This window comes from Rhizobium sp. 01T437 (assembly GCF_056398505.1).
Genome location: NZ_JBFTPM010000005.1, coordinates 137358 through 157354, shown reverse-complemented (window position 1 = coordinate 157354; position 19997 = coordinate 137358). Strand labels below are relative to the sequence as shown.

Annotated in this window: 18 protein-coding genes; 9 read left to right on the top strand and 9 right to left on the bottom strand. The window is 58.5% G+C overall.

The window, feature by feature from the left end:
* Positions 1 to 18: 18 nt before the first annotated feature.
* Both AC1DM5_RS11655 and AC1DM5_RS11650 read right to left on the bottom strand, forming a co-directional pair.
* A complete protein-coding gene (locus tag AC1DM5_RS11655; RefSeq protein ID WP_477819938.1) occupies positions 19 to 1659 on the bottom strand; it encodes an ABC transporter substrate-binding protein in 1641 nt (546 codons plus the stop codon).
* Positions 1660 to 1703: 44 nt separating this feature from the next.
* Positions 1704 to 2762: a dipeptidase gene (locus tag AC1DM5_RS11650; RefSeq protein ID WP_477819937.1), complete on the bottom strand. Its 1059-nt coding sequence runs from the start codon at positions 2760 to 2762 to the stop codon at positions 1704 to 1706.
* Between the two features lie 212 nt (positions 2763 to 2974).
* Between AC1DM5_RS11650 and AC1DM5_RS11645 the strand changes: the two genes are divergently transcribed.
* On the top strand, positions 2975 to 3526 hold the full coding sequence (locus AC1DM5_RS11645; RefSeq protein WP_477819936.1) for an NUDIX hydrolase: 552 nt from the start codon (positions 2975 to 2977) through the stop codon (positions 3524 to 3526).
* A 54-nt stretch (positions 3527 to 3580) separates the two neighbouring features.
* Here AC1DM5_RS11645 and AC1DM5_RS11640 read toward each other — a convergent pair whose 3' ends face one another.
* From AC1DM5_RS11640 to AC1DM5_RS11630, 3 genes are all read right to left on the bottom strand, one after another.
* Entirely contained in the window at positions 3581 to 4606 is a 1026-nt protein-coding gene (locus tag AC1DM5_RS11640; protein ID WP_477819935.1) for an ABC transporter permease, read from the bottom strand.
* A gap of 34 nt (positions 4607 to 4640) precedes the next feature.
* Positions 4641 to 6182: a sugar ABC transporter ATP-binding protein gene (locus AC1DM5_RS11635; protein ID WP_477819934.1), complete on the bottom strand. Its 1542-nt coding sequence runs from the start codon at positions 6180 to 6182 to the stop codon at positions 4641 to 4643.
* A 69-nt stretch (positions 6183 to 6251) separates the two neighbouring features.
* Positions 6252 to 7181, bottom strand: a complete 930-nt coding sequence (locus AC1DM5_RS11630) for a sugar ABC transporter substrate-binding protein (RefSeq protein WP_477975009.1) — start codon at positions 7179 to 7181, stop codon at positions 6252 to 6254.
* A 385-nt stretch (positions 7182 to 7566) separates the two neighbouring features.
* On the opposite strand from AC1DM5_RS11630, the gene AC1DM5_RS11625 reads away from it, so the two are divergent.
* Positions 7567 to 8070 carry a DUF1993 domain-containing protein gene (locus AC1DM5_RS11625; protein ID WP_477819932.1) on the top strand — a complete coding sequence of 168 codons (504 nt, stop codon included), beginning with the start codon at positions 7567 to 7569 and terminating at the stop codon, positions 8068 to 8070.
* Between the two features lie 7 nt (positions 8071 to 8077).
* Here the strand turns inward: AC1DM5_RS11625 and AC1DM5_RS11620 are convergent, their stop codons facing one another.
* Together AC1DM5_RS11620 and galE are read right to left on the bottom strand one after the other, a co-directional pair.
* A complete protein-coding gene (locus AC1DM5_RS11620; RefSeq protein ID WP_477819931.1) occupies positions 8078 to 9622 on the bottom strand; it encodes an alkaline phosphatase family protein in 1545 nt (514 codons plus the stop codon).
* Entirely contained in the window at positions 9600 to 10583 is a 984-nt protein-coding gene (gene galE, locus AC1DM5_RS11615; RefSeq protein WP_310390503.1) for a UDP-glucose 4-epimerase GalE, read from the bottom strand. Before galE ends, AC1DM5_RS11620 begins: the two co-directional genes overlap by 23 nt.
* A gap of 358 nt (positions 10584 to 10941) precedes the next feature.
* On the opposite strand from galE, the gene AC1DM5_RS11610 reads away from it, so the two are divergent.
* Positions 10942 to 11586 (top strand): ThuA domain-containing protein, encoded by a 645-nt coding sequence (locus AC1DM5_RS11610; RefSeq protein ID WP_477975007.1) that lies wholly within the window; start codon positions 10942 to 10944, stop codon positions 11584 to 11586.
* A gap of 156 nt (positions 11587 to 11742) precedes the next feature.
* Here the strand turns inward: AC1DM5_RS11610 and AC1DM5_RS11605 are convergent, their stop codons facing one another.
* Both AC1DM5_RS11605 and AC1DM5_RS11600 read right to left on the bottom strand, forming a co-directional pair.
* A complete protein-coding gene (locus tag AC1DM5_RS11605; protein ID WP_477819929.1) occupies positions 11743 to 12000 on the bottom strand; it encodes a DUF2934 domain-containing protein in 258 nt (85 codons plus the stop codon).
* Between the two features lie 177 nt (positions 12001 to 12177).
* Complete coding sequence (locus tag AC1DM5_RS11600; RefSeq protein ID WP_477819928.1) at positions 12178 to 13707, bottom strand: MFS transporter; 1530 nt, start codon at positions 13705 to 13707, stop codon at positions 12178 to 12180.
* Positions 13708 to 13870: 163 nt separating this feature from the next.
* On the opposite strand from AC1DM5_RS11600, the gene AC1DM5_RS11595 reads away from it, so the two are divergent.
* The 6 genes from AC1DM5_RS11595 to AC1DM5_RS11570 all read left to right on the top strand — a co-directional run bounded on the left by AC1DM5_RS11595 (position 13871) and on the right by AC1DM5_RS11570 (position 19978).
* Positions 13871 to 14815, top strand: a complete 945-nt coding sequence (locus AC1DM5_RS11595; RefSeq protein WP_477819927.1) for a LysR family transcriptional regulator — start codon at positions 13871 to 13873, stop codon at positions 14813 to 14815.
* A gap of 331 nt (positions 14816 to 15146) precedes the next feature.
* Complete coding sequence (locus AC1DM5_RS11590; RefSeq protein WP_477819926.1) at positions 15147 to 16280, top strand: PspA/IM30 family protein; 1134 nt, start codon at positions 15147 to 15149, stop codon at positions 16278 to 16280.
* A gap of 6 nt (positions 16281 to 16286) precedes the next feature.
* Positions 16287 to 16937, top strand: a complete 651-nt coding sequence (locus AC1DM5_RS11585; protein ID WP_477819925.1) for an OB-fold-containig protein — start codon at positions 16287 to 16289, stop codon at positions 16935 to 16937.
* The gene (locus AC1DM5_RS11580) at positions 16934 to 18628 is read left to right on the top strand and encodes a flotillin family protein (protein WP_477819924.1); all 1695 of its coding nucleotides are present in this window, start codon (positions 16934 to 16936) and stop codon (positions 18626 to 18628) included. The genes AC1DM5_RS11585 and AC1DM5_RS11580 overlap by 4 nt, the downstream gene beginning before the upstream one ends.
* Before the next feature lie 516 nt (positions 18629 to 19144).
* Entirely contained in the window at positions 19145 to 19354 is a 210-nt protein-coding gene (locus AC1DM5_RS11575; protein ID WP_477975005.1) for a cold-shock protein, read from the top strand.
* Between the two features lie 336 nt (positions 19355 to 19690).
* Positions 19691 to 19978: a hypothetical protein gene (locus AC1DM5_RS11570; RefSeq protein WP_477819951.1), complete on the top strand. Its 288-nt coding sequence runs from the start codon at positions 19691 to 19693 to the stop codon at positions 19976 to 19978.
* Positions 19979 to 19997: the final 19 nt, after the last annotated feature.

Genomic DNA, 19997 nt, shown 5'->3' with positions numbered 1-19997 from the left:
ATCAGCCTAGCCGGCTCATCACTTCGCGATCGGGCCTACATAGTTCGTGTCGAAGCTGGGACCCAGCTTGAAGTCCTTGAGGCTCTTGCGATAGCCGGCCACTTCGATCTGCTGGAAGATGACGACGAAGGGGCTGTTGGCCAGGAACTTTTTCTGGACATCCTCATACATGGCTGCACGTTTGGCGGCGTCACGTTCGAGCAGAGCAGCCTTCGTTTCCTTGTCGAGCTCGGGCGCTTCCCAGGTATTGCGCCATGCGAGCGTCTTCACCGTGCCGGCATCCGAATTGTCCGGGTTGGAGGTGAAAGTATCGGCGTTGGAGTTCGGGTCGAAATAGTCCGAGCCCCACTGGCCGATATATATGTCGTGCGTGCGAGCGCGGTACTTGGTCAGCGTCTGCTTGCCGTCACCGGGGATGATTTCCATCTTCACGCCGGCCTGGGCGAGCGTCTGCTGCATGGATTCGGCAATGCCGGTGACCGGCTGCGTGTTGCGCACATCCATGGTGACCGAGAAGCCATCCGGCAGGCCTGCCTTGGCGAGCAGTTCCTTCGCCTTGGCAACATCGAGCTTATAGGGGTTCTCGTTCAGCGCACCGAGCTGGCCGGTCGGCAGGAAGGTCTGATGGATCTCGCCGATACCCTTGATGAGGGTCGCGCCGATCGCATCGTAGTCGACCAGATACTTGAAGGCTTCCTGGACCTCAGGCTTCTTCAGGTTCTCGTTCTTGCTGTTGAGGCTGACATAATAGACCGTGCTCTTCGGCGCATTGGTGGTCGCGAGATCCGCATTTTTGGTCACGGCGTCAAGGTCGCCGGGCTCCAGGTTGCGGGCGATATCGATATCACCGGCCTCAAGCGCCAGGCGCTGAGCCGAGCTTTCCTTCATGTAGCGGTAGATGACGCGATTGAGCTTCGCCTTCTCGCCGTAATAATTGTCGTTGCGCTCCATGACGACGACTTCGTTGGCGCGCCACTCACGCAGCTTGTAAGCGCCGGAGCCGGCATAATTCGTCTTCAGCCACTCGTTGCCGAAGTCGTTGTCGTACTTGTGGTCGGCATCGACGGTGACCGGCTTCACATGATCGAGAACCAGCTTCTTGTCGACGACGGAAGCCACCGTTGCCGTCAGGCAGTTCAGCACGAAGCTCGGCGCATAGGGCTTGTCGACGGTGAAGGTGAAGGTGGTCGGATCGACGGCCTTTGCCTTTTCGGTGACGTTGTCGCCGGTCAGCCCGAACTGGGTGAGAATGAAGGCAGGGCTCTTATCGAGCTTCACGGCACGCTCGAAGGACCAGGCAACGTCTTCGGCGGTGATCGGATTGCCGGAGGCAAACTTCAGACCCGGTTTCAGCTTGAACGTATAGGTCAGGCCGTCATCGGAAACGGTCCAGCTATCGGCGAGATCGCCCTTGATCTTTGACGTGTCGTTCATGTCGAGACGAACGAGCAGGCTGTAGGTGTTGCTGGTGACTTCCGCAGTCGAAAGCTCGAAAGCCTCGCCCGGATCCATCGTGATGATGTCGTCGATGGCAAAACCTTCGACGAGCGTGTCCTTCGGCGTCTCTGCAAAGGCCGCAGGCGCTGCTACCATCAGGAGCGAAAGCGCAGCCCCTGCGGAAAGAAGACGGAAGCTGCGGTTGAGTTTGGTAATCATCATGGTTTGTTCCCCTGTTTTGATTGATTACTAAGTATTATTTGGTTTCAGGCGTCCTCTTCCCTCCACGCCGAAGCCAGAATGCGAAGCCAGTTTTCGCTGGCCATTTTGGTCAAGTCCTCCTCACCATAGCCAGCTTGCCGGAGAGCGGCAATCAGCCTCTGGTTGCCGGAGGCATCACCGATTTCTTCCGGAATGGTAGCGCCGTCAAAGTCCGAGCCGAGCGCCACGCAGTCGATCCCGACGCGGTTCACGAGATAGTCGATGTGGCGGATCATGTCGGAAAGCGGCGTGTCTACATCGGAGCGGCCGTCCGGACGAAGCATCGCGGTGGCGTAGTTCACGCCAACGAGCCCGCGACGCTCACGGATCGCATCGAGTTGCCTGTCGGTGAGGTTGCGCGCGACCGGCGTCAGTGCATGGACGTTGGAATGGCTGGCTACGAGCGGCTGATCGCTCGTCTTCGCCACATCCCAGAAGCCCTTCTCGGTGATATGGGCAAGGTCGATCATGATTCCGAGGCGGTTGCACTCGCGCACCAGCGCGAAACCGGCTTCCGTCAGACCCGGCGCCGTATCCGGCGAGCTCGGGAAGGCAAACGGCACACCATGACCGAAGATATTGTGCCGGCTCCACACCGGGCCGAGCGAACGCAGCCCGGCGGCATAAAAGACATCAAGCGCAGCAAGATCGGCGCTGATCGCCTCACAGCCTTCGATATGCATGACAGCAGCGAAAATGCCTGATGCCATCGCCTTACGGATATCTTTCACCGTGCGGCAGAGCCGCCAGGCGCCGGCACGGTCGAGCCGGAGCGCAATCGCCGCCATTTCCGTAGCAATTGTGAGCGACGGCAGTGGATCAAGGGGGGCAGCAAGCGGCGTCGCGTAATGGCCGTTCCCATCCGGATCGGCAAAAACCAGATCGCCTGAGGGAATGTAGATAGCACAAAGGCCGCCCGCCAGACCGCCGGCCTTTGACCGCGGGGCATCTATATGGCCCGCGGTCGTACCATCAGCAAATTCCGCAACCGGATCATTTCCGTCTTTCGCATGGGACCAGAGTCGAAGGAGAACGTCGTTATGACCGTCGAATACGAGTTGCATCTGCTTTCCTGCACTGCCCGAACGGGCGGATCGAAGCGGCAAGAATAGAAAAGCTGGCAGAAAGCGCCACCTATTTTTTTACAAATGCGCAATGTGGAAACCGTGCAATTTTGCGATGCAAAAAGGTAATGTCGCAAATACCTTGGATGCCGCGGTCCACAGGCTCGATCGCCGCGGAATGTCTTTTTCTGCCAATGATCTGAGAGAACCCCATGAGTGAGGAAATTTTCCAGGCGCTTATTCGACAATACCCGGATGCCAGGCTGACGACAGCCGATCAGCCCTTGCCGGAAGCCGATTTTGAGACACAGAAACACAAGCACTTTTCCCGCCGGGCGTTGGGCGGAGCGATCGGCATCATCCATAATGCCAGAGGCCAAATCGTCCTGGCCAAGAGAAGCGGCATGCATGCAGGCTGGTCTCTGCCGGGCGGAACGGTCGAAGAGGGCGAGGATTTCTCCGCTGCATTTCGCCGGGAGATAATAGAAGAGATCGGCGTGTCTTTGGACCTGGTAGATCTGATCGAACTCGAACGAAAAAAGTTTATTTCACCACAAGGCGAAACCTTCGATTTTCTGCTCACCGTCTTCGAAGCACGGATGCGTGAGGAAGAGCTGCCGGGACCAACGGATGACGCTATCGCGGAGGGACTGGAAATCGCTCTCTTCTACCCGGCCGATATTCCTTCCGAGATGATTTTGGGTGATCGCCAGAAACTCACGCAACATCTGAAGACATCGGAAGCCCTGGATCCCTCGTTGTGATCGCAGCCATTCTCCATGAAACAATGAAGGGGGCCGAAGCCCCCCTTTTTCGGTTCAGTGCTTGGTTCGTTTCTTCTGCCTGTAGACGTCGATGACGACGGCCGCGATGATGATGACGCCCTTGACGATTTCCTGGTAATAGGCGTCGATCCTGAGGAACGTGAAGCCTGATGTCATGACGCCGAGGATGATGGTGCCGATGACGGTGCCGGTGATGCGGCCGACGCCACCTGTGAGCGAGGTGCCGCCGATGACGGTCGCGGCAATCGCGTCGAGTTCATACCCGACCCCCATGCTCGCTTGCGCGGTTTCAGCGCGCGCTGCCGTGACGATACCGGCAAGACCGGCAAGCAGTCCCGCAATCACATAGACCTTGACGAGATGCGCTTCGATATTGATGCCGGAAACGCGCGCTGCCTGCGGGTTCGCGCCGATGGCATAGGTGAACTTTCCGTAGCGGGTGTAGCGCAGCGCAATGTGAAAGATCAGCGCGACGACGAGGAAAACGACGACCGGCCATGCCTTGGTTCCGATGAAATGGAACTGCTCGGTGATGCCCGAAACCGGCTGTCCCTTCGTATACCACTTCGCCACACCTCTGGCTGAAACGAACATGCCGAGCGTTGCGATGAACGGCGGTATCTTTGTGTAGGCAATGAGCGCACCGTTTACGAGACCGGCCGCCGCCCCGATCAGCAGGCCGATCATGATCGGCACGAGAGCAGGCAGGTCGGTCAGCGAGGGGAAGACGGCTCGTCCCCAGGTAGAGGACTGGGCGAAGCTCGTTGCGATCATCGCTGTCATGCCGACGACCGAGCCCGACGAAAGATCGATGCCGCCGGTGATAATGACCTGGGTGACGCCGACGGCGATAATGCCGATGACGGAAACCTGCAGGATCATGATCGTCAGGCGCTGCGAGTTCAGAAGGAAGCTCTGGCCGATGAAGATCCAGCCAAGGATTTCATAGATGAGCGCAATGCCAACCAACACGAGGAAGATGCTGAGTTCCGGCGGCATGCGTCGCCTTCTCGGCCGGGTTGCGAGCGGAGCCGTACCCTCTGCTGCCTTGGTAGTCATGTCAAACCTCCCTTTGGCGATCGCGGACAGCGCATCACTGCGCAGCCAGTTCCATCACCTTGATCTGCGTTGCTTCATCGCGATTGAGGAAACCGGTCACGCGTCCTTCATGCATGACCATGATGCGGTCGCTCATGCCGAGCACTTCGGGCATCTCGGACGAGATCATGATGATCGCCACGCCGTTGCGCGCCATTTCGGTGACCAGCCGATGAATTTCCGCCTTGGCGCCGACATCGATGCCGCGCGTCGGCTCGTCGAGGATCAGGATCTTCGGATGGGTGAGCAACCAGCGCCCGATCAGCACTTTCTGTTGATTGCCGCCCGAAAGATTCTCGACGCGCTCGTAAAGATTGGGCGTTTTCACGCGTAGCCTTTTTGCCATGTCTTCGCAGGTCGCCTCGATCGCACCCTGCTGCACGAAGCCGCCCTTGACATATCTGTCCTGCAGGACGGCAATCTGCATGTTCTCCAGAACATCGAGGATCAGCAGGCAACCGGTGTCTTTCCGATCCTCGGTCAGAAACGCCATCTGGTGACGGATGGCCTCGGTCGGCGAGGATATGGTCACCGGCTTGCCGAAAAGCTCGATCGTGCCGGAGCTTGCCGGCGTTACACCAAACAGCGTTTCGGCGACGTTCGAGCGCCCGGAGCCGACAAGGCCGGCCACACCGAGAATCTCGCCGGCTCTCACCTCGAAGGAGACGTCGCGGAAGACCCTGTTGAGACAGAGATCCTTGACCGAGAGCACGACCTCGCCAATCGGCACCTCTTCCTTGGGGAACATCTGGGTGATCTCGCGCCCGACCATCATGCGGATGATGTCGTCGCGGGTGACCTCGGTCGAGGCATGCGTGCCGATATAGCGGCCGTCGCGGAAAACGGAGAACTCGTCGGCGATCTCGAAGAGCTCGTTCATCTTATGGGTGATGTAGACGATCCCGATGCCCTGGGACCTAAGGTCGCGGATGATACGGAAAAGATGCTCGACCTCGCGCTCCGTCAACGCAGAAGTCGGCTCGTCCATGATGAGGACGTCGGAATTGTAGGAAACTGCCTTGGCGATCTCGACCATCTGCCGGTTTGCGACCGAGAGGTAGCGGACCTCGATATCGGGATCGATCGCGATATTGAGCCGGGCAAACAGCTCCTCGGTCATGCGATGCATCACGCCATGATCGACGAAACCGAAGCGATTCTTAGGCTCGCGGCGAATCCAGATGTTTTCCGCGACCGTCATGAACGGCATCAGGTTCAGTTCCTGATGGATCATGGCGATGCCGTTCTCCAACGCATCGAGCGGAGATTTCAGCCGGATTTCGACCCCTTTCAGGCGGATATCGCCCTTGTCGGGCGTGTAGATGCCGGCGAGGATCTTCATTAGCGTCGACTTGCCGGCGCCATTTTCACCCATCAGCGCATGCACGGAGGCGCGCTTCAGCCGGAACTGCACATCGTCGAGCGCGACGACGCCTGGAAACTCCTTGCGAACGCCCTCTGCGCTCAAGAGATATTCCGCATTCGGAACTGCGCCGCTCGCGCGCACGGCGGCCATGGTTGACGGGCTGACGGCCATATCATCTCCTCCGGATACGGACAGGCTGAAAGGATGCGGGCAGAGCCCGCATCCTGCTTGGCGTTTGCCTCAGTTCTTGGTGACGAAGTCCTTGACGTTGGCAGGCGTGACGAGCTGGAAGGGGATGTAGACCTTCTTGTCGGCCTTTTCGCCCTTGGCAATCTTGAGTGCCGTATCGAGCGCCCCCTTGCCCTGGCCGGCGGCATCCTGGAATACGGTGACGTCGAGATCGCCCGCCTGCATGGCGGCAAGCGCGTCCTGCGTAGCGTCAACGCCGCCGACGACGACCTTGGTCATATCCTTGCCGGCGGCCTTCAGCGCCTGGATGGCGCCGATCGCCATTTCGTCGTTGTTGGAGATCACGGCGTCGAACTCTATGCCGCTGGAGAGCCAGTTGGTCATCAGGTCGGCGCCCTGAGTGCGATCCCAGTTGGCCGTCTGCTCTTCCACGATCTCCAGTCCCTTGCATTCGTCCGTCTTGATGACGTCATGAACGTCCTGGGTCCGCATGCGCGCAGCCTGGTTGGAGAGCTCGCCCATAATGACCACGGCCTTGCCCTTGCCGCCGAGAATACGGCAGATTTCCTTGGTTTCCAGCGTGCCGGATTCCTGCTCGTTGGAAGCCACGAAAGCCTGTTTGTCCGGCAGCGTGTCAACGTTGACCGGCTGGCGGTTGACGTAAACCAGCGGAATGCCTGCATCGRCCGCAAGCTTCGACATCGCCGTCGTCGCATCGGTATCGACAGGGTTGACGATGATCGCATCGACCTTGGAAGCGATGAAATTCTGGATCTGGCTCTGCTGCTTGGAAACGTCGTTCTGCGCGTCTTCAACCTGCAGCGTGACCCCACTAAGCGTCTTTGCATAATCGGTCATGCCGTTGCGCAGAACGGTCAGGAAGTTGTCGTCGAATTTGGCCATCGAAACGCCGACGGTTTCTGCGTGTGCGGCCGTCGACAGGACGAGCGCCATCGCAGTTCCCAGGATGAATTTTTTCATTGCATTTCCTCCACAAAGCGGTGCCCGGCTGCACCCTCCTCACGCCGGGGCCTCAGACATCCGTCTGCAGACCTCAATCCCACGCCGCCTCTCCCGTGGCGGCTCCGTCAAAACGGAACAAACAAACCGTAAAATTTGTTTCGCGGAATATTCATTCCATTTTATCGAAACGGCGTCAAGCCTCTTTGCCGATTTCGGCTGCGTTGCCGAATAGACGACACCTGTTGTGGCGAATTCTGCATGATCGGCCTGTTGCAATCCGGCCATGATGGGCGGTGAACCGTCACAGGCGCTTATTGCGAAAGCTGTAGAGATCCCCATCTAGTCGGAGCCCCGAACAGCCTGCGCACACCGGCTGTTTTTTAAAGATTTTGGAGACAGGACAATGTCCATTTCGATGTATCGCCTGACCGTGCCCATGTTCCAGCGCGGCATTGCCAGCCTGAAGACCTATCTCGACAAGGCGGAAGCCTATGCCGAGGAAAAGAAGATCGACCCGACCATCCTCGTAAACGCTCGCCTCGCCCCGGATATGCTGCCGCTTTCCGGCCAGTACCAGCGCGCCAGCGATAGCGCCAAGTTCGCGCTCGCCCGCCTGACGGCGACTGACGCGCCTAAATTCGAGGACAATGAAGCGACGATCGCCGACCTGCGCGAACGTATGGCCAAGACCGAAGCTTACCTTGCGAGCTTCACTGCCGAAGCTCTTGATGGTAGCGATGTGAGAGAAATCACCGTGCCGGGCCGCAATGGCTCTGTTGTTCCTGGCATCGAATATGTCGCCCTCTTCGCACTGCCGAACTTCTATTTTCACGTGACGACGGCACACGCCATCCTGCGCAACCAGGGGGCGCCGGTCGGCAAGCGGGATTTCCTCGGAAATTTCTGATGTTTAATCAGGGCCGGTACATTACCGGCCCTTTTTCCGTCAGTTCGGTATAGGCAAGCGTCTGATCCAGATGCCGTGCCCTGAGCGACAGCAGCCGTTCAGCATAGTTGAGCCGCACCGAGGCATAGGCCGGATCATCGGCAAGATTGCGCAGCTCCATCGGATCGTTGACGAGATCGAAGAGCAGCGCCGGCAATGCGGTGAAATGCACGTATTTGAATTGCTCGTCGCGGATGACGGCAAGATTCAGTTCGTTCGACCGAAGGCCGAAATGCCGCTCCGCCTCGCCATGGGCGATATCCCGGAAATCGAATTCCCAGAAAGCCGCATCCCGCCAGCCCTGCGCCACGCCGCCATCGAGGAAAGGCGCAAGCGAGCGCCCATCGATGCCATTGGCAGGCCTGATACCGAGCCGATCGCAGAGCGTAGGGAACACATCGGCAGCACTGGTGAAATTCTCGACGATACCGCCGGCGGAGGCCACGCCAGGATCACGGATGACGAGCGGAATATGATAGCTGCCGTCGAAATAGCCGCCCTTGCCGAGGGTCCAGTGATCACCCGCCATCTCGGCGTGATCGGACGTGAAGACGACGATCGTGTTGTACCACTCGCGGGCATCCTTCAGCGCTTGCCAGATGCACCCGAGCTGGTCGTCTACCTCGGCGATCATCCCGTAGTAGATCGACCTGATGGCGTCGAAGTCGGCAGCGCTCAAATCGCTGAGCGGCCCTTCCGCCCCATGGATGAAACTGCCCTTGTCGGCACGCGGCATGGCATAGGCGAGATAGGGATGGCCTTGCTGTTCCATTTCGCGGCCTATCGCACGTGCAAAGGCCGGGCCTTCGCTCGGCTTGAACATGCGGTTGAACGGCTCCGGCACAGAGAAGGGCGGATGCGGCCGCAGGAAGGAAATATGCGCGAACCACGGCGCATCCTGCTCGCCCATCCAGCGGGTGAATTCCCCGGTCAGGAAAGCGGTCTGCGTCTCTTCGCGTGAATAGGCTGGCGCCGCATTCGAGATTTCCCCTGCTGCAGTGCCGACCGGAATATGGATATCACGGCTGACGGCATCAGCGTGGCCGCGCAAGCGCAGCCAGGAAAGCCATTGCCTCTCATGCTCCGGCAGAAGCTGGCGAACAGTGAAACCCGGCAGCACACCTTCATAGGTCGTCAGATGTGGATCATTGGCATCCATATCGCGCGGATCGGGCGCCGTGTCCGTATAGCCGAACAGCGTCGGATCGTAACCCGCCCGTCTTGCCGCCAGCGCCAGATTGTCGAACCGCCGGTCGAGCGGCGAGCCGTTCCGGCAGACCCGGTGGTTCATCTGGTAGAGGCCGGTATAAAGTGTGGCGCGCGCTGGCGAGCAGGGAGCCGCACCGGCATAATGGCGCCGGAAAAGCGTTCCCTCCCTCGCCAGGGCATCGACATTCGGTGTCCTGACGCAGGCGTGCCCCACAGCCGAGAGGCAATCGCCGCGCCATTGATCCGCAGTGATGACGAGAACGTTGGGCCGTGACCCGCGTTCAGTGATGATTTGATCTCGCATGCCAGTTCCAGGCCGACTGAATGATCTGCGAGAGATCATACTGCGGCACCCAGCCCAGCACGTCCCGCGCCTTGTCGTTATTGGCGACAAGCGTGTGCGAATCGCCTTCGCGACGACCGATATATTCGACCGGGAAGGGCTTGTTGGAGACGTCCTCGATGGCGCCGAGCAATTCCTTCACAGTGGTACCGGTGCCAGTGCCGAGATTGAGCGCGACGGATTCACCGCCATCCAGGAGATACTGGACGGCGCGCACATGCGCGTCGGCAAGATCGAGAACATGGATATAGTCGCGCACGCAGGTGCCGTCGCGCGTCTCGTAATCGCTGCCGAAAACCTTAAAACCCTGGCGGCGGCCCAGCGCCGCATCGATCGCCAGCGGGATCGCATGTGTTTCCGGCTGGTGCCATTCACCGATCCGGCCTTCGAAATCGGCACCGGCGGCATTGAAATAGCGCAGCACGACGGAGCGAAGGCTCTTGTACTGGTCGTAATCGGCAAGCGCCTGCTCGACGATATATTTGGTGCGGCCATAGGGATTGATCGGCACCTGACGGTGCGTCTCATCAAGCGGCACGCTCTGCGGCAGACCATAGGTCGCGCAGGTGGAGGAGAAGACGAAAGCATTGATGCCGGCGGCCTGCGCTGCCGACAGCAGCGTCAGTGTGCCGATGACATTGTTCTCATAGAACGAGACCGGATCCTTGACCGATTCGCCGACTTCGATCAGCGCCGCAAAATGCAGAATCGCCGACGGCTTGTGCTTTGCCAGCACCTCATCGAGCCGGGCGCGATCGCGAATATCACCCTCTTCCGCCGGTCCCCATTTGACGAATTCGCGATGGCCGTTGGAAAAATTATCGAAGACGACGGGCTTGTAGCCCTTGTTCGCCAGATCGAGACACGTATGCGAGCCTATATACCCAGCGCCGCCGACGACGAGTACCGTTTCACCTGCCATACATCTCACCTTTTGCAAGCCACAGATGCGCGGACCTTAGCCAAGTTACACGTCAGGAAAAAGTTATCTCGGTTACATATCTGCAAAAATAAGAAGATTAGAGACGGCTTGCATACGGAATGCGCCTTTCGGCAGGGCGATTGACTTGCCGGCCACATAGAAAACCGGACACGTCTCGAGTATGCCGGCAACGGCTTTCGCATCAAAGCCATTCGTTATATCGCTAGCGACGTCGGCAATGAACGCGGCCGTCTCAGCCGTTTAGTTGTCGCAGAGATCGGGCGACATCTGGCCGACGAACCGTTGCGCTATAATGTTACCGTCGAAAGCCTGCTTATTCAGGCCTAGAGGAGGAAATATGAAAAAGGCGATCATCGTCTGGGGCGGCTGGCTGGGCCACGAGCCGGAACCCTGCGCCAATATCGTCGGCGAATTGCTGCGTGAGGATGGCTTTGCAGTCGAAATCACCAATGATCTCGGCATATTCGGCTCGCAGCTTCTCGCTAGGGCCGATCTGCTGGTGCCGATCATTACCGGCGAGAAGCTGGAAAAGCCGCATGCGGATGCCCTGGTCGAAGCTGTTCGCGGTGGCCTCGGCCTCGGCGGCCATCACGGCTGCCTTGCCACCTCCTTCAAGGAAAGTGCACTCTTCCGCTACGTCTCCGGCGTCACCTGGGTTGCCCATCCCGGCAATATCATTGACTTCCGGGTTGCCGTAACGCGGCAGGACGATCCGCTGATGGAAGGCATTCCGGACTTCGACTACCGCTCGGAGCAGTATTATCTGCATTACGACCCCTCGGTCGAAATCCTCGCTACCACGACCTTCACCGGCCAGTACGATYCTGCCGCGCGCAATGTCGCGATGCCCGTCGTCTTCAAGCGACATTTCGGCGAGGGCCGCGTCTTCTACTCCGCACTTGGCCATGTCGCCGCTGAATTCAGCCACCCCTACATGCCCCTCATTCTCCGGCGCGGTCTCAGTTGGGCCGCTCGCCAGTAATCAGGGAGGATCGGAAGGAGCTGTGATGCTCGCTTGGGGCTTCGTCATGATTGCGAACAAGCCGGCCTGACAATGAAAAAGCCGCCGGCACGACGGCCAGCGGCTTTTAGTATTCAGTATATAAAAGCGCCTCTGCGGCGCCGGCCTCAGCCGAGCCTAGCGGCCGGCCGCCTTGCGCCGGCTGCTCTCACTATCCTGTGCCTCAGCCTCGTCATAAGCCCGCATCAGGCGCCCTGCTGCCTTCAGCTTTTCGATGAGATCGCTCCCATCGGCAGAAGCCTTGGTGGCTTCGAGCTGTTCGAACTCCCTGAGCGCCTGTGCCCAGTGGCTTTCGCCCCGACCATGCGGCCGGCCTTCCTCTTCCCAGATGGCATATGCCCGCTGGCTTACCCAATCATCCCGATTACGACTCATTGCAAAACCCCAGCCAGTAAATATGCACACGCAATACCAATGAGAATAAAAGTGCCAGTCTGGACTTTAGGAGTCGTTACTGCGGGATGTAATTTTGCAGGATAAATTGCTTCGAAAAGAGTAGTTTTTCAGCATCTATAGTTAAAAGGGCGAAAACGTTCATCCGCCCTGATATGTTCAGACAGCGATAGACTCTTCAGCCGCCTCCCCGGCTTCGCCGGTACCTCGTCCCATGAAGGTGAAAATGACGATTGCCGTCAGAATGGTAATGCCGGTCAGAAACCACAGAAGCAGGCCGAAGGCACTATTATAGGCACGGATGAGTTCCAGTTCTCCCATGCTGGAAAGAGCCTGGCCCGCACCGTAGAGATCCCCCGTCACCAGTCGCTGTGCCGCCACTGTCGCTTCATGGCTTGTTCCAAGATAGGACTGCGTCAGTGCGGAGAGGACCGCACTGACGATGGCGAGCGCCACCCCTTCGCCGGCGACGCGGGTCGTACTGAAGATCCCGGTTGCCATGCCGGCACGCTCCTTCGGCACGACACTGACGGCAAGTCCGTCCATGAGACCCCAGGGCAGGCTGATGCCGATACCAATCGTCAGCAGCGGTGCGATAAGCGCCACATGGTCCGAACCGACGGGAATGTGCGCAAGCCAGAAGAGACCGGCAGCCGAAATGACGAGACCGACGCTGCAGATCGTTGCTGCCGGCAACCACCGGGTCAGCAGCCCGGCCGCGATCGGCAGGATGAGAAGCGGACCGGAAAGCGCGATCATCATCTGTCCGGCGGCGACCGCGCTCAAACGCTCGACACCGACGAAGCGCACCGGCAGTAGGATCAGCAGGACGACGAAAGCATAAGCGGGAGCAGCCGCCAGGAGCTGCACACCGACAAAGCGAGGATAGCGGAAGAGCGTCAGATCAAGCATCGGCCGCTTTACGAGGTGCTCGATGAAGCAGAAGAGGGCCATCAGCAGCGCCGAGCCAAGAATGAGTCCAAGCGTAAGAGCATCGCTCCAGCCGCTTTCCGGCGCCCGCAGCACGCCATAAGTAAAGAGCGATAGGGCAAGCGTGAAGCTGATCGCGCCCGGCCAATCGAGCCCCCTTGCCTCGGGGTCGCGGGTTTCCGTCAGGAATACCGCCCCGAAAACGAAAGCCAGGATAGCGAGGCCAACCACGAGTGCGAAAATCGCCCGCCACCCGAAGGCCTCGATCATCATGCCCGACGCCATCGGTCCAAACGCCAGGCCAATACCGAAACTTGCACCGACGAGACTGAAGGCGCGCATGCGTTCCTTTCCGTCAAACTCCTGTGCCAGCGATGCCATTCCGCCGGAAAAGGCCGCGGCCGAGCCAAAACCCTGAAGCGCGCGAAGGCTGTCGAACCAGATAATGTCAGGCGAAAAGGCAAGCCCGCCGGAAAACAGGATGAAGGCGGCAAGCCCGCACAGGAAAACGCGTTTGCGGCCATAGCTGTCTGCCAGCGCACCTGCCGCCATCAATGTGCTGCCGAATGTCAGCATGAAGGCATTGGTGACCCAATTATGGGCAATGGGACTGCCGCCAAGTTCGGCACTGATCGCCGGCAGGGCCACCGCGGGACCAGTGAAGGTGAGCGGCATAGCCGCGGCCGCAGAGCAGACGGCGATCAAGACGAAGAGTTTCTCCGCGATACTTGTAGGTTTGAACTTGTGGGGAACGGTCATCGGATATCCGCTGGTTCGAGGGTGGAACGCGCTTGGGAGGTGCGCGGGGCGCTGAAACGCCTGGACTTCGATTGCGGAAAGCAGCATAAATTGAGGATAATTCTTCGATAACCTATGGTTTGTTCCGCATATAAAGGAAGAAACCGCTCGAATGGATCTGCATATGGACCAACCTCTGGGTGGCCTCACGGCATTCGTCAGAACGGCGGATCTTGGAAGTTTCGTCGCCGCCGGCCGGGCTCTCGGCCTTTCCGCCTCGGCTGTCGGCAAGGCTGTGACCGCGCTTGAACAACAACTCGGCGTCCGCCTGTTCCAGCGCTCGACACGAAGCTTGCGGCTGACGGAAGAAGGCCGCCTGTTCCACGAGCGCTGCCGGCGTATCCTTGATGACCTGGAAGACGCCCAGGCCTCGCTCGCTCAGGCTGTCGCAACCCCTCGGGGACGGTTGCGCGTCAGCGTGCCGCTGGTCAGCTACCATCTGATCCTGCCGATCCTGCCGGAATTCGTGAACCTCTACCCGGAAGTCGAACTGGATCTCGACTTCAACGACCGGATTGTCGACCTGATCGAAGAAGGCGTCGATGTTGCAATCCGTAGCGGGACATTGCCCGATTCAAGACTGATGTCGCGTGCGCTGCGCCCGTTTCAACTCTTGCTATGCGCCGCACCTGCCTATCTGGAGAAACACGGCACCCCCGATTGCCCCCGTGATCTCGAAGGTCATCGGAGCGTCCGGTTCCGATTTCCCAATTCCGGAAAGCTGCAGCCTTGGCCGCTCAGCCTCTCCCCTGACCATCCGGAAATCAGAACCCGAACAGTACTGACGTGCAACAATATGGAAGCCCTGTGCGGCGCCACCATCAGCGGAATGGGCATCGGCTGCATGCCGGATTTTCTCGCGCGCGACCCGCTAGCCGACGGCAGACTGCGCACCGTGCTGGACGCCCATATAGACGCCCCTGCCCAGTTCCATCTCCTCTGGCCATCCAACCGGCAACTCTCGCCCAAGGTCCGCGTCCTCGTCGATTTTCTGAGTGAAAAGCTCTTTTCAAATCGTTGTGAGAGTTACGCGAACGAAACGCCACCATTGCAGCCCTCAAAGCCCTGAACGATTGCGTTACCAAAAATGATTGCATAACCTGGCGAAGACAATCAGAGAGGGATAAATTTATCCGCTTAATCGGGAATTGGGTCATTCCCATCCTTTGTTCGGCGTTCTTCGTATTGATCAGCTTGATCTTACAGGCCTTCCAGGTGTGAACATGGTCCTCACCGTGGATGGTGATACGGTCCTCCTGAGAAGTGCCACGCAACAACGCTGCACAAAAGCAGAGCACGACTTCCGATACATGCCTGCAGATTAATTTCCAAAATAAAATTCAACCAAAAACTGAAATTGCCTATTGAAAGCACAAAAGCAGTGCTTTACATTTTTCTGTATGGCACAAACAGCTCACACATCGATTTTACGCTACGACCTTTCGCCTGATCCCGAGGCAAAACGGGCTTTGGATGAGACATTTGCCGCCTATACGGCAATGATCGCCATGCTTGATGAGATGCTGACGGAAGAAGGCGGGGCAAATCTCGTCACGCTACATGAGCTGGCTTACGAAACCGTTCGGGAGAAAACCGGTCTGCCGGCCAGGCTGGTCACCCTCGGTCTGCGTGACTTCGCATCCAATCGCAACCATCCGATATCACCGGCAAGACTGCCACTGGATGAAAAACTGTTCTCGATAAAGGGACCCGCAACGCTGTCACTCGCGACCGTTCGTGGCCGGATGATCGTTCCTTATGACGTGGCGGGCTATTCGAACGGATCGATCAACATCTTTGCGGCTCAGCTCGTTGCCAACAATGGTGCCTATCAGATCGATATCGGCGTCACTCCGCATGCAAACCGAAGGGAGATCAATATCATGACAAGTGAAGGGATATTGTCGCGCGTAGGTCGCCTTATCGCCGGACTTGCGAATGCTGCCGTCGACAAAGCCGAAGGAGCAAACAAGATCGTGATCGTCGAACAGGCGCTTCGTGACATCGATTCTGCTGCCGATGAAGCCCGCGTGGACCTCGGCAAATCACGGGCGGAAGAATATCGCATCCAGACCCGGCGCAGCGAGATCGAAGCTGATCGGCGCACCCTCGATGACAAGATCCGCACAGCCATGTCGGCCAATCGAGATGACCTTGCGAAGGCAGGCGTGGCAAGACAGATCGATCTGGAGGCGCAGCTTGCGGCACTCGACAATGCCCTATCGGCCGCCAGAACACAGCTGGATGAGGGCCAGCAAGCGCTTCAGGCAATCCTGGCGACACGCCGTGAGGCAGAAGAAAAGCTCGCCGCTTTGAAGCGTAGTCTTCAACATCTGCATGAGGCTTCCGACACTGCAGCCGGCCGAAACCGGCCGACTGACGGGGCAGCCCGCGCGGCCGCGGCCGTCTCACGCCTCACAGGAGTTCCGTCCGAGGATAAGGGTGCAAGCGCAGAACTGGACGAACTTGACCGTCTGCATCGTGAACAGGCTATTGAAGCCCGGCTCGCCCAGCTCAAGGCCGGTCAGAATTAAGCGCCAATGGATCTTTTCCTCGACCCTCACTCCACCCCCTTTGCGGTTGCGGCAATCATACTGGCTGCACTAACCCTTCTGGAAATGTGCTGCCTTTTGATTGGATTTTCGCTCAGCGAACTGATCGGAAAGGCGTTACCCGACGATCACGGTAGTGGCATGTCGGGGCTTCTGTCATGGCTCAACTATGGTGGAGTTCCGGTTCTGGTGCTGCTGATGCTGTTTCTCGGCATGTTTGCCATAAACGGCTTTGTTTTCCAGGCAATTGCCCGAACCCTTTGGTTACCTTTGCCGACACTCGTGGCCGCGGTGCCTGCTTTTCTTATCGCTATCCCTGAAGTCCGTTCCCTGACCAGGATCGTCGGTCGGCTCGTACCACGTGATGAGACCTATGCCGTCGACCTCGCCGAATTCATCGGAAGGACTGGCGAAGTGACAGTCGGGCCGTTGGATCAAGGGCTGCCCGGCCGTGTTCGCATCAAGGACCGGCACAGCAATTGGCATACGTTCAGGGCCAGAGCCGCGCCGAACGAACCACCCATGGCAATCGGCGCCCAGGTCCTCATTGTCGACCACGAATCCAATATTTTCATAGCCATCACGGCTCCGTCAGACATGCTGAAGGCGCCGGATACATATACCGGGGAGTCACCATGATATTTGATCTGCTATTGCCGGCCATTATCGGCCTTGTACTGATCCTGGGCATTGGCCTGGTTTTCGCAACACTCTACACCAGATCCAGCCGGGACGAGGCCTACGTCCGCACCGGTCTTGGCGGCCAGAAGGTCGTCCTTGATGGCGGCTCGGTCGTCCTCCCGATCTTTCAGTCTATAGCGCGCGTCAATCTCAAGACACTGCGGCTTGAGGTACGGCGTGGCGAAGGTGACGCGCTCATCACCAAGGATCGTATGCGGGTCGATATCGGCGCGGAATTCTATGTGCGCGTCAAACCGGACGCCTCATCGATCGCACTCGCAGCGCAAACCCTCGGCAATCGCACCAACGATGCCGAGCAGTTGCGGATTTTGATCGAGGCGAAATTCGTGGACGGTCTTCGCTCCGTCGCAGCCACCATGAACCTTGACGCCCTGCAGGAGCAGCGCATGGACTTCGTCAAGGCCGTGCAGGAGGCCGTGGGCGCCGACCTGCAATCAAACGGCCTTGAGCTGGAATCGGTGTCGCTGACCCGCCTCGACCAAACCGACATCAAACATTTCAACGCCAACAATTTCTTCGATGCACAGGGCCTTGCAACGCTGACCCGCATCACCGAAAGCCGCAAGAAGGAACGCAACGAGATCGTGCGCGACACGGAAGTCGCCATCGCCCAGAAGGATCTCGAGGCGCGCCAGCAGTCACTCGAAATCGAGCGCACCAAGCGAGAAGCCGAACTGAACCAGGAGCGCGATATCGCCAACAAGTCAGCCGCGACACGCGCGGAAACCGCCCAGCAGGAGCAGGCTGCCAAGCGTGCGGAAGAGGAAGCCCGCATTACCACCGAACAGGCGATTGCCGAGCGTGAAGCTCTCGCCAAACAGGTTCGTGAAAGCGCAAATATCGACGCGTCCCGCGCCGTCCAGCAGCGTGACACCGAAGCCCGCCGCGACCTGCAGATTGTTTCCCAGGAAAGCGCGATTGCCGTCGCAACCAAGAGCCGCGAGGAGTCCGAAGCGAAGGCAAAGGCAGAAGGGGCGAGGGCTTTGGCTATCGCGGCGGAGGAAAAAGTTTCGACCGCCAAGGCTGTCGAGATCGCCGAACGCGAGCGCCAGATCGCCGTTATCGACGCCCGTAAGAAGGCGGAAACCGAAGCGACCGCCGTGACCGTCGGCGCCGAAGCCGAAAAGCAGGCTGCTGTCGACCAGGCCGATGCGATCAAGACGCTGGCAGTGGCAGAGGCAGACGCTGCGGTCATCAAGGCGAAAGGCATTCTGGAAACCGGCAAGGCGGAAGCCGAAAGCGAAGCTCTCCTAAACCAAGCACGCAACCGGTTGAGCGCAGCAATCATCGATTACGAAATCCTGCGCGAGCGCATACGCATCATTCCGCAGGCGCTGGCAGAGGCGGTGAAGCCGATCGAGAAGATTTCCGATATCCGCATTTTTGACACCGGCGGCATGCTGGGACGCAACGGCGGTGATGCCAAAGGCGGAAACATCGGACTCGGCGACGGACTTGCCGGCCAGTTGCTGAACTATCAGGCGAATAAGCCTGTTCTCGATCAATTGTTGAAAGAGGCGGGCTTCACCGGAGACAATGTAGTCTCATCCCTGCTCGCAAACCTTCAGCCCGGTTCGGTGACTCAATCGGAACCCCTCGATTCCGATCGCAAGATTGATGGTCTTTGAATTCGCCGCAATGGTTTCCAGATGAGAAGCACAAGAAGGGCGGGTTACCTCGCCCTTTCTTCTGATACGCCGCAATCTCAGCGGTCAAGGATCGCCTATGCTCCTTCAGAGATTGACAGTTGGATTGCTTCCCGTCGCGACGCTTCAAAAAGCGCGAAGCGTAGCAGCCACGCGGGATGAGCTGTCAGGACGCTTGCCGCCTCGAAGAGAAAGCTGGCCTTGTCGGTCGCATGCACAACCCAGCCCGCGAACGCAAAATCGATCTCCGGAGCCGATTAGAGTGTGATCCAGATCAACGACACAGAAATACACCCTTTGGTAGCGAATTCAAAACTTTGAGGAACAAAGGTTGACGCGATAACCAGTAATGGATATAGAGCGCCATCGATACTTTGTTTGCCGTTATTTGTTTTTGCTGCGCTTTGCGCTTCTTGATCAACTTTCCCTCTCAAAAGTCGAAACAACCGCCGTGCGTCGCCCGGCGGCAGATTAATCGTTGCTATGAAAGGGTTTGTTATGACCACCGGCACAGTTAAATGGTTTAACGSCACCAAGGGCTTCGGCTTCATYCAGCCTGACGACGGCAGTGCGGACGTCTTCGTTCACATCTCCGCAGTCGAGCGCGCTGGCATGGGCTCAATCGTTGAAGGTCAGAAGCTTGGCTATCAACTTGAGCAGGACCAAAGGTCCGGCAAAATGTCCGCAGGCCAGCTTCAGGCCGCTTAAGGCTTAACTCCCCATGACCACGGATGTACTGGCATGGTGATGAAGGCATAGAAGGCCAGGCGGATGTCTGGCCTTTTTCGTTGGTATTGAACTGCCACCGATCCGCAATCCGCCCGTGCCGAAGAGCCGCCACCGCCGGCTTCCAACCGTACCGGGTCGAAATCGGACATGCCGGTCGCAAACCCGCTGCCAGGCCTGCCATGTCCGTGCTGCGGGCGGCGATAAAAGGCGACTGCAGAGAATGTCACAGACCCGCATTTCAAAACGATTACACCATTCAAGGACCGAACTTTGACTACAACCGAAAAAAGCACCAAAGACACCGCGCCGGCGACGATGGTTTCGCTGACGCCGACCCAGATCAGGGGTTTGAAACTCGCCAAGGACGGTGACCTGTTTGCCCAGGACGGCAATAAATGGACCCATCTGAACGCGACCGTCACCTATGCCAGGACCGACCGTTTCAAGGAGCGGCCGATCAAGGTGAAATTCCTGACAACGACCACGTTGAACGAATTGCGAGACTACGGCTTTCTGCAGAACCTGGACGCAGATGCGACCCCAGAGACCTCCGCGCAGGGCATTACCATGGCAGGCAAGATGTGGCTCTTGAAGAATAAATGATCGCTGGCCAGAACGGATA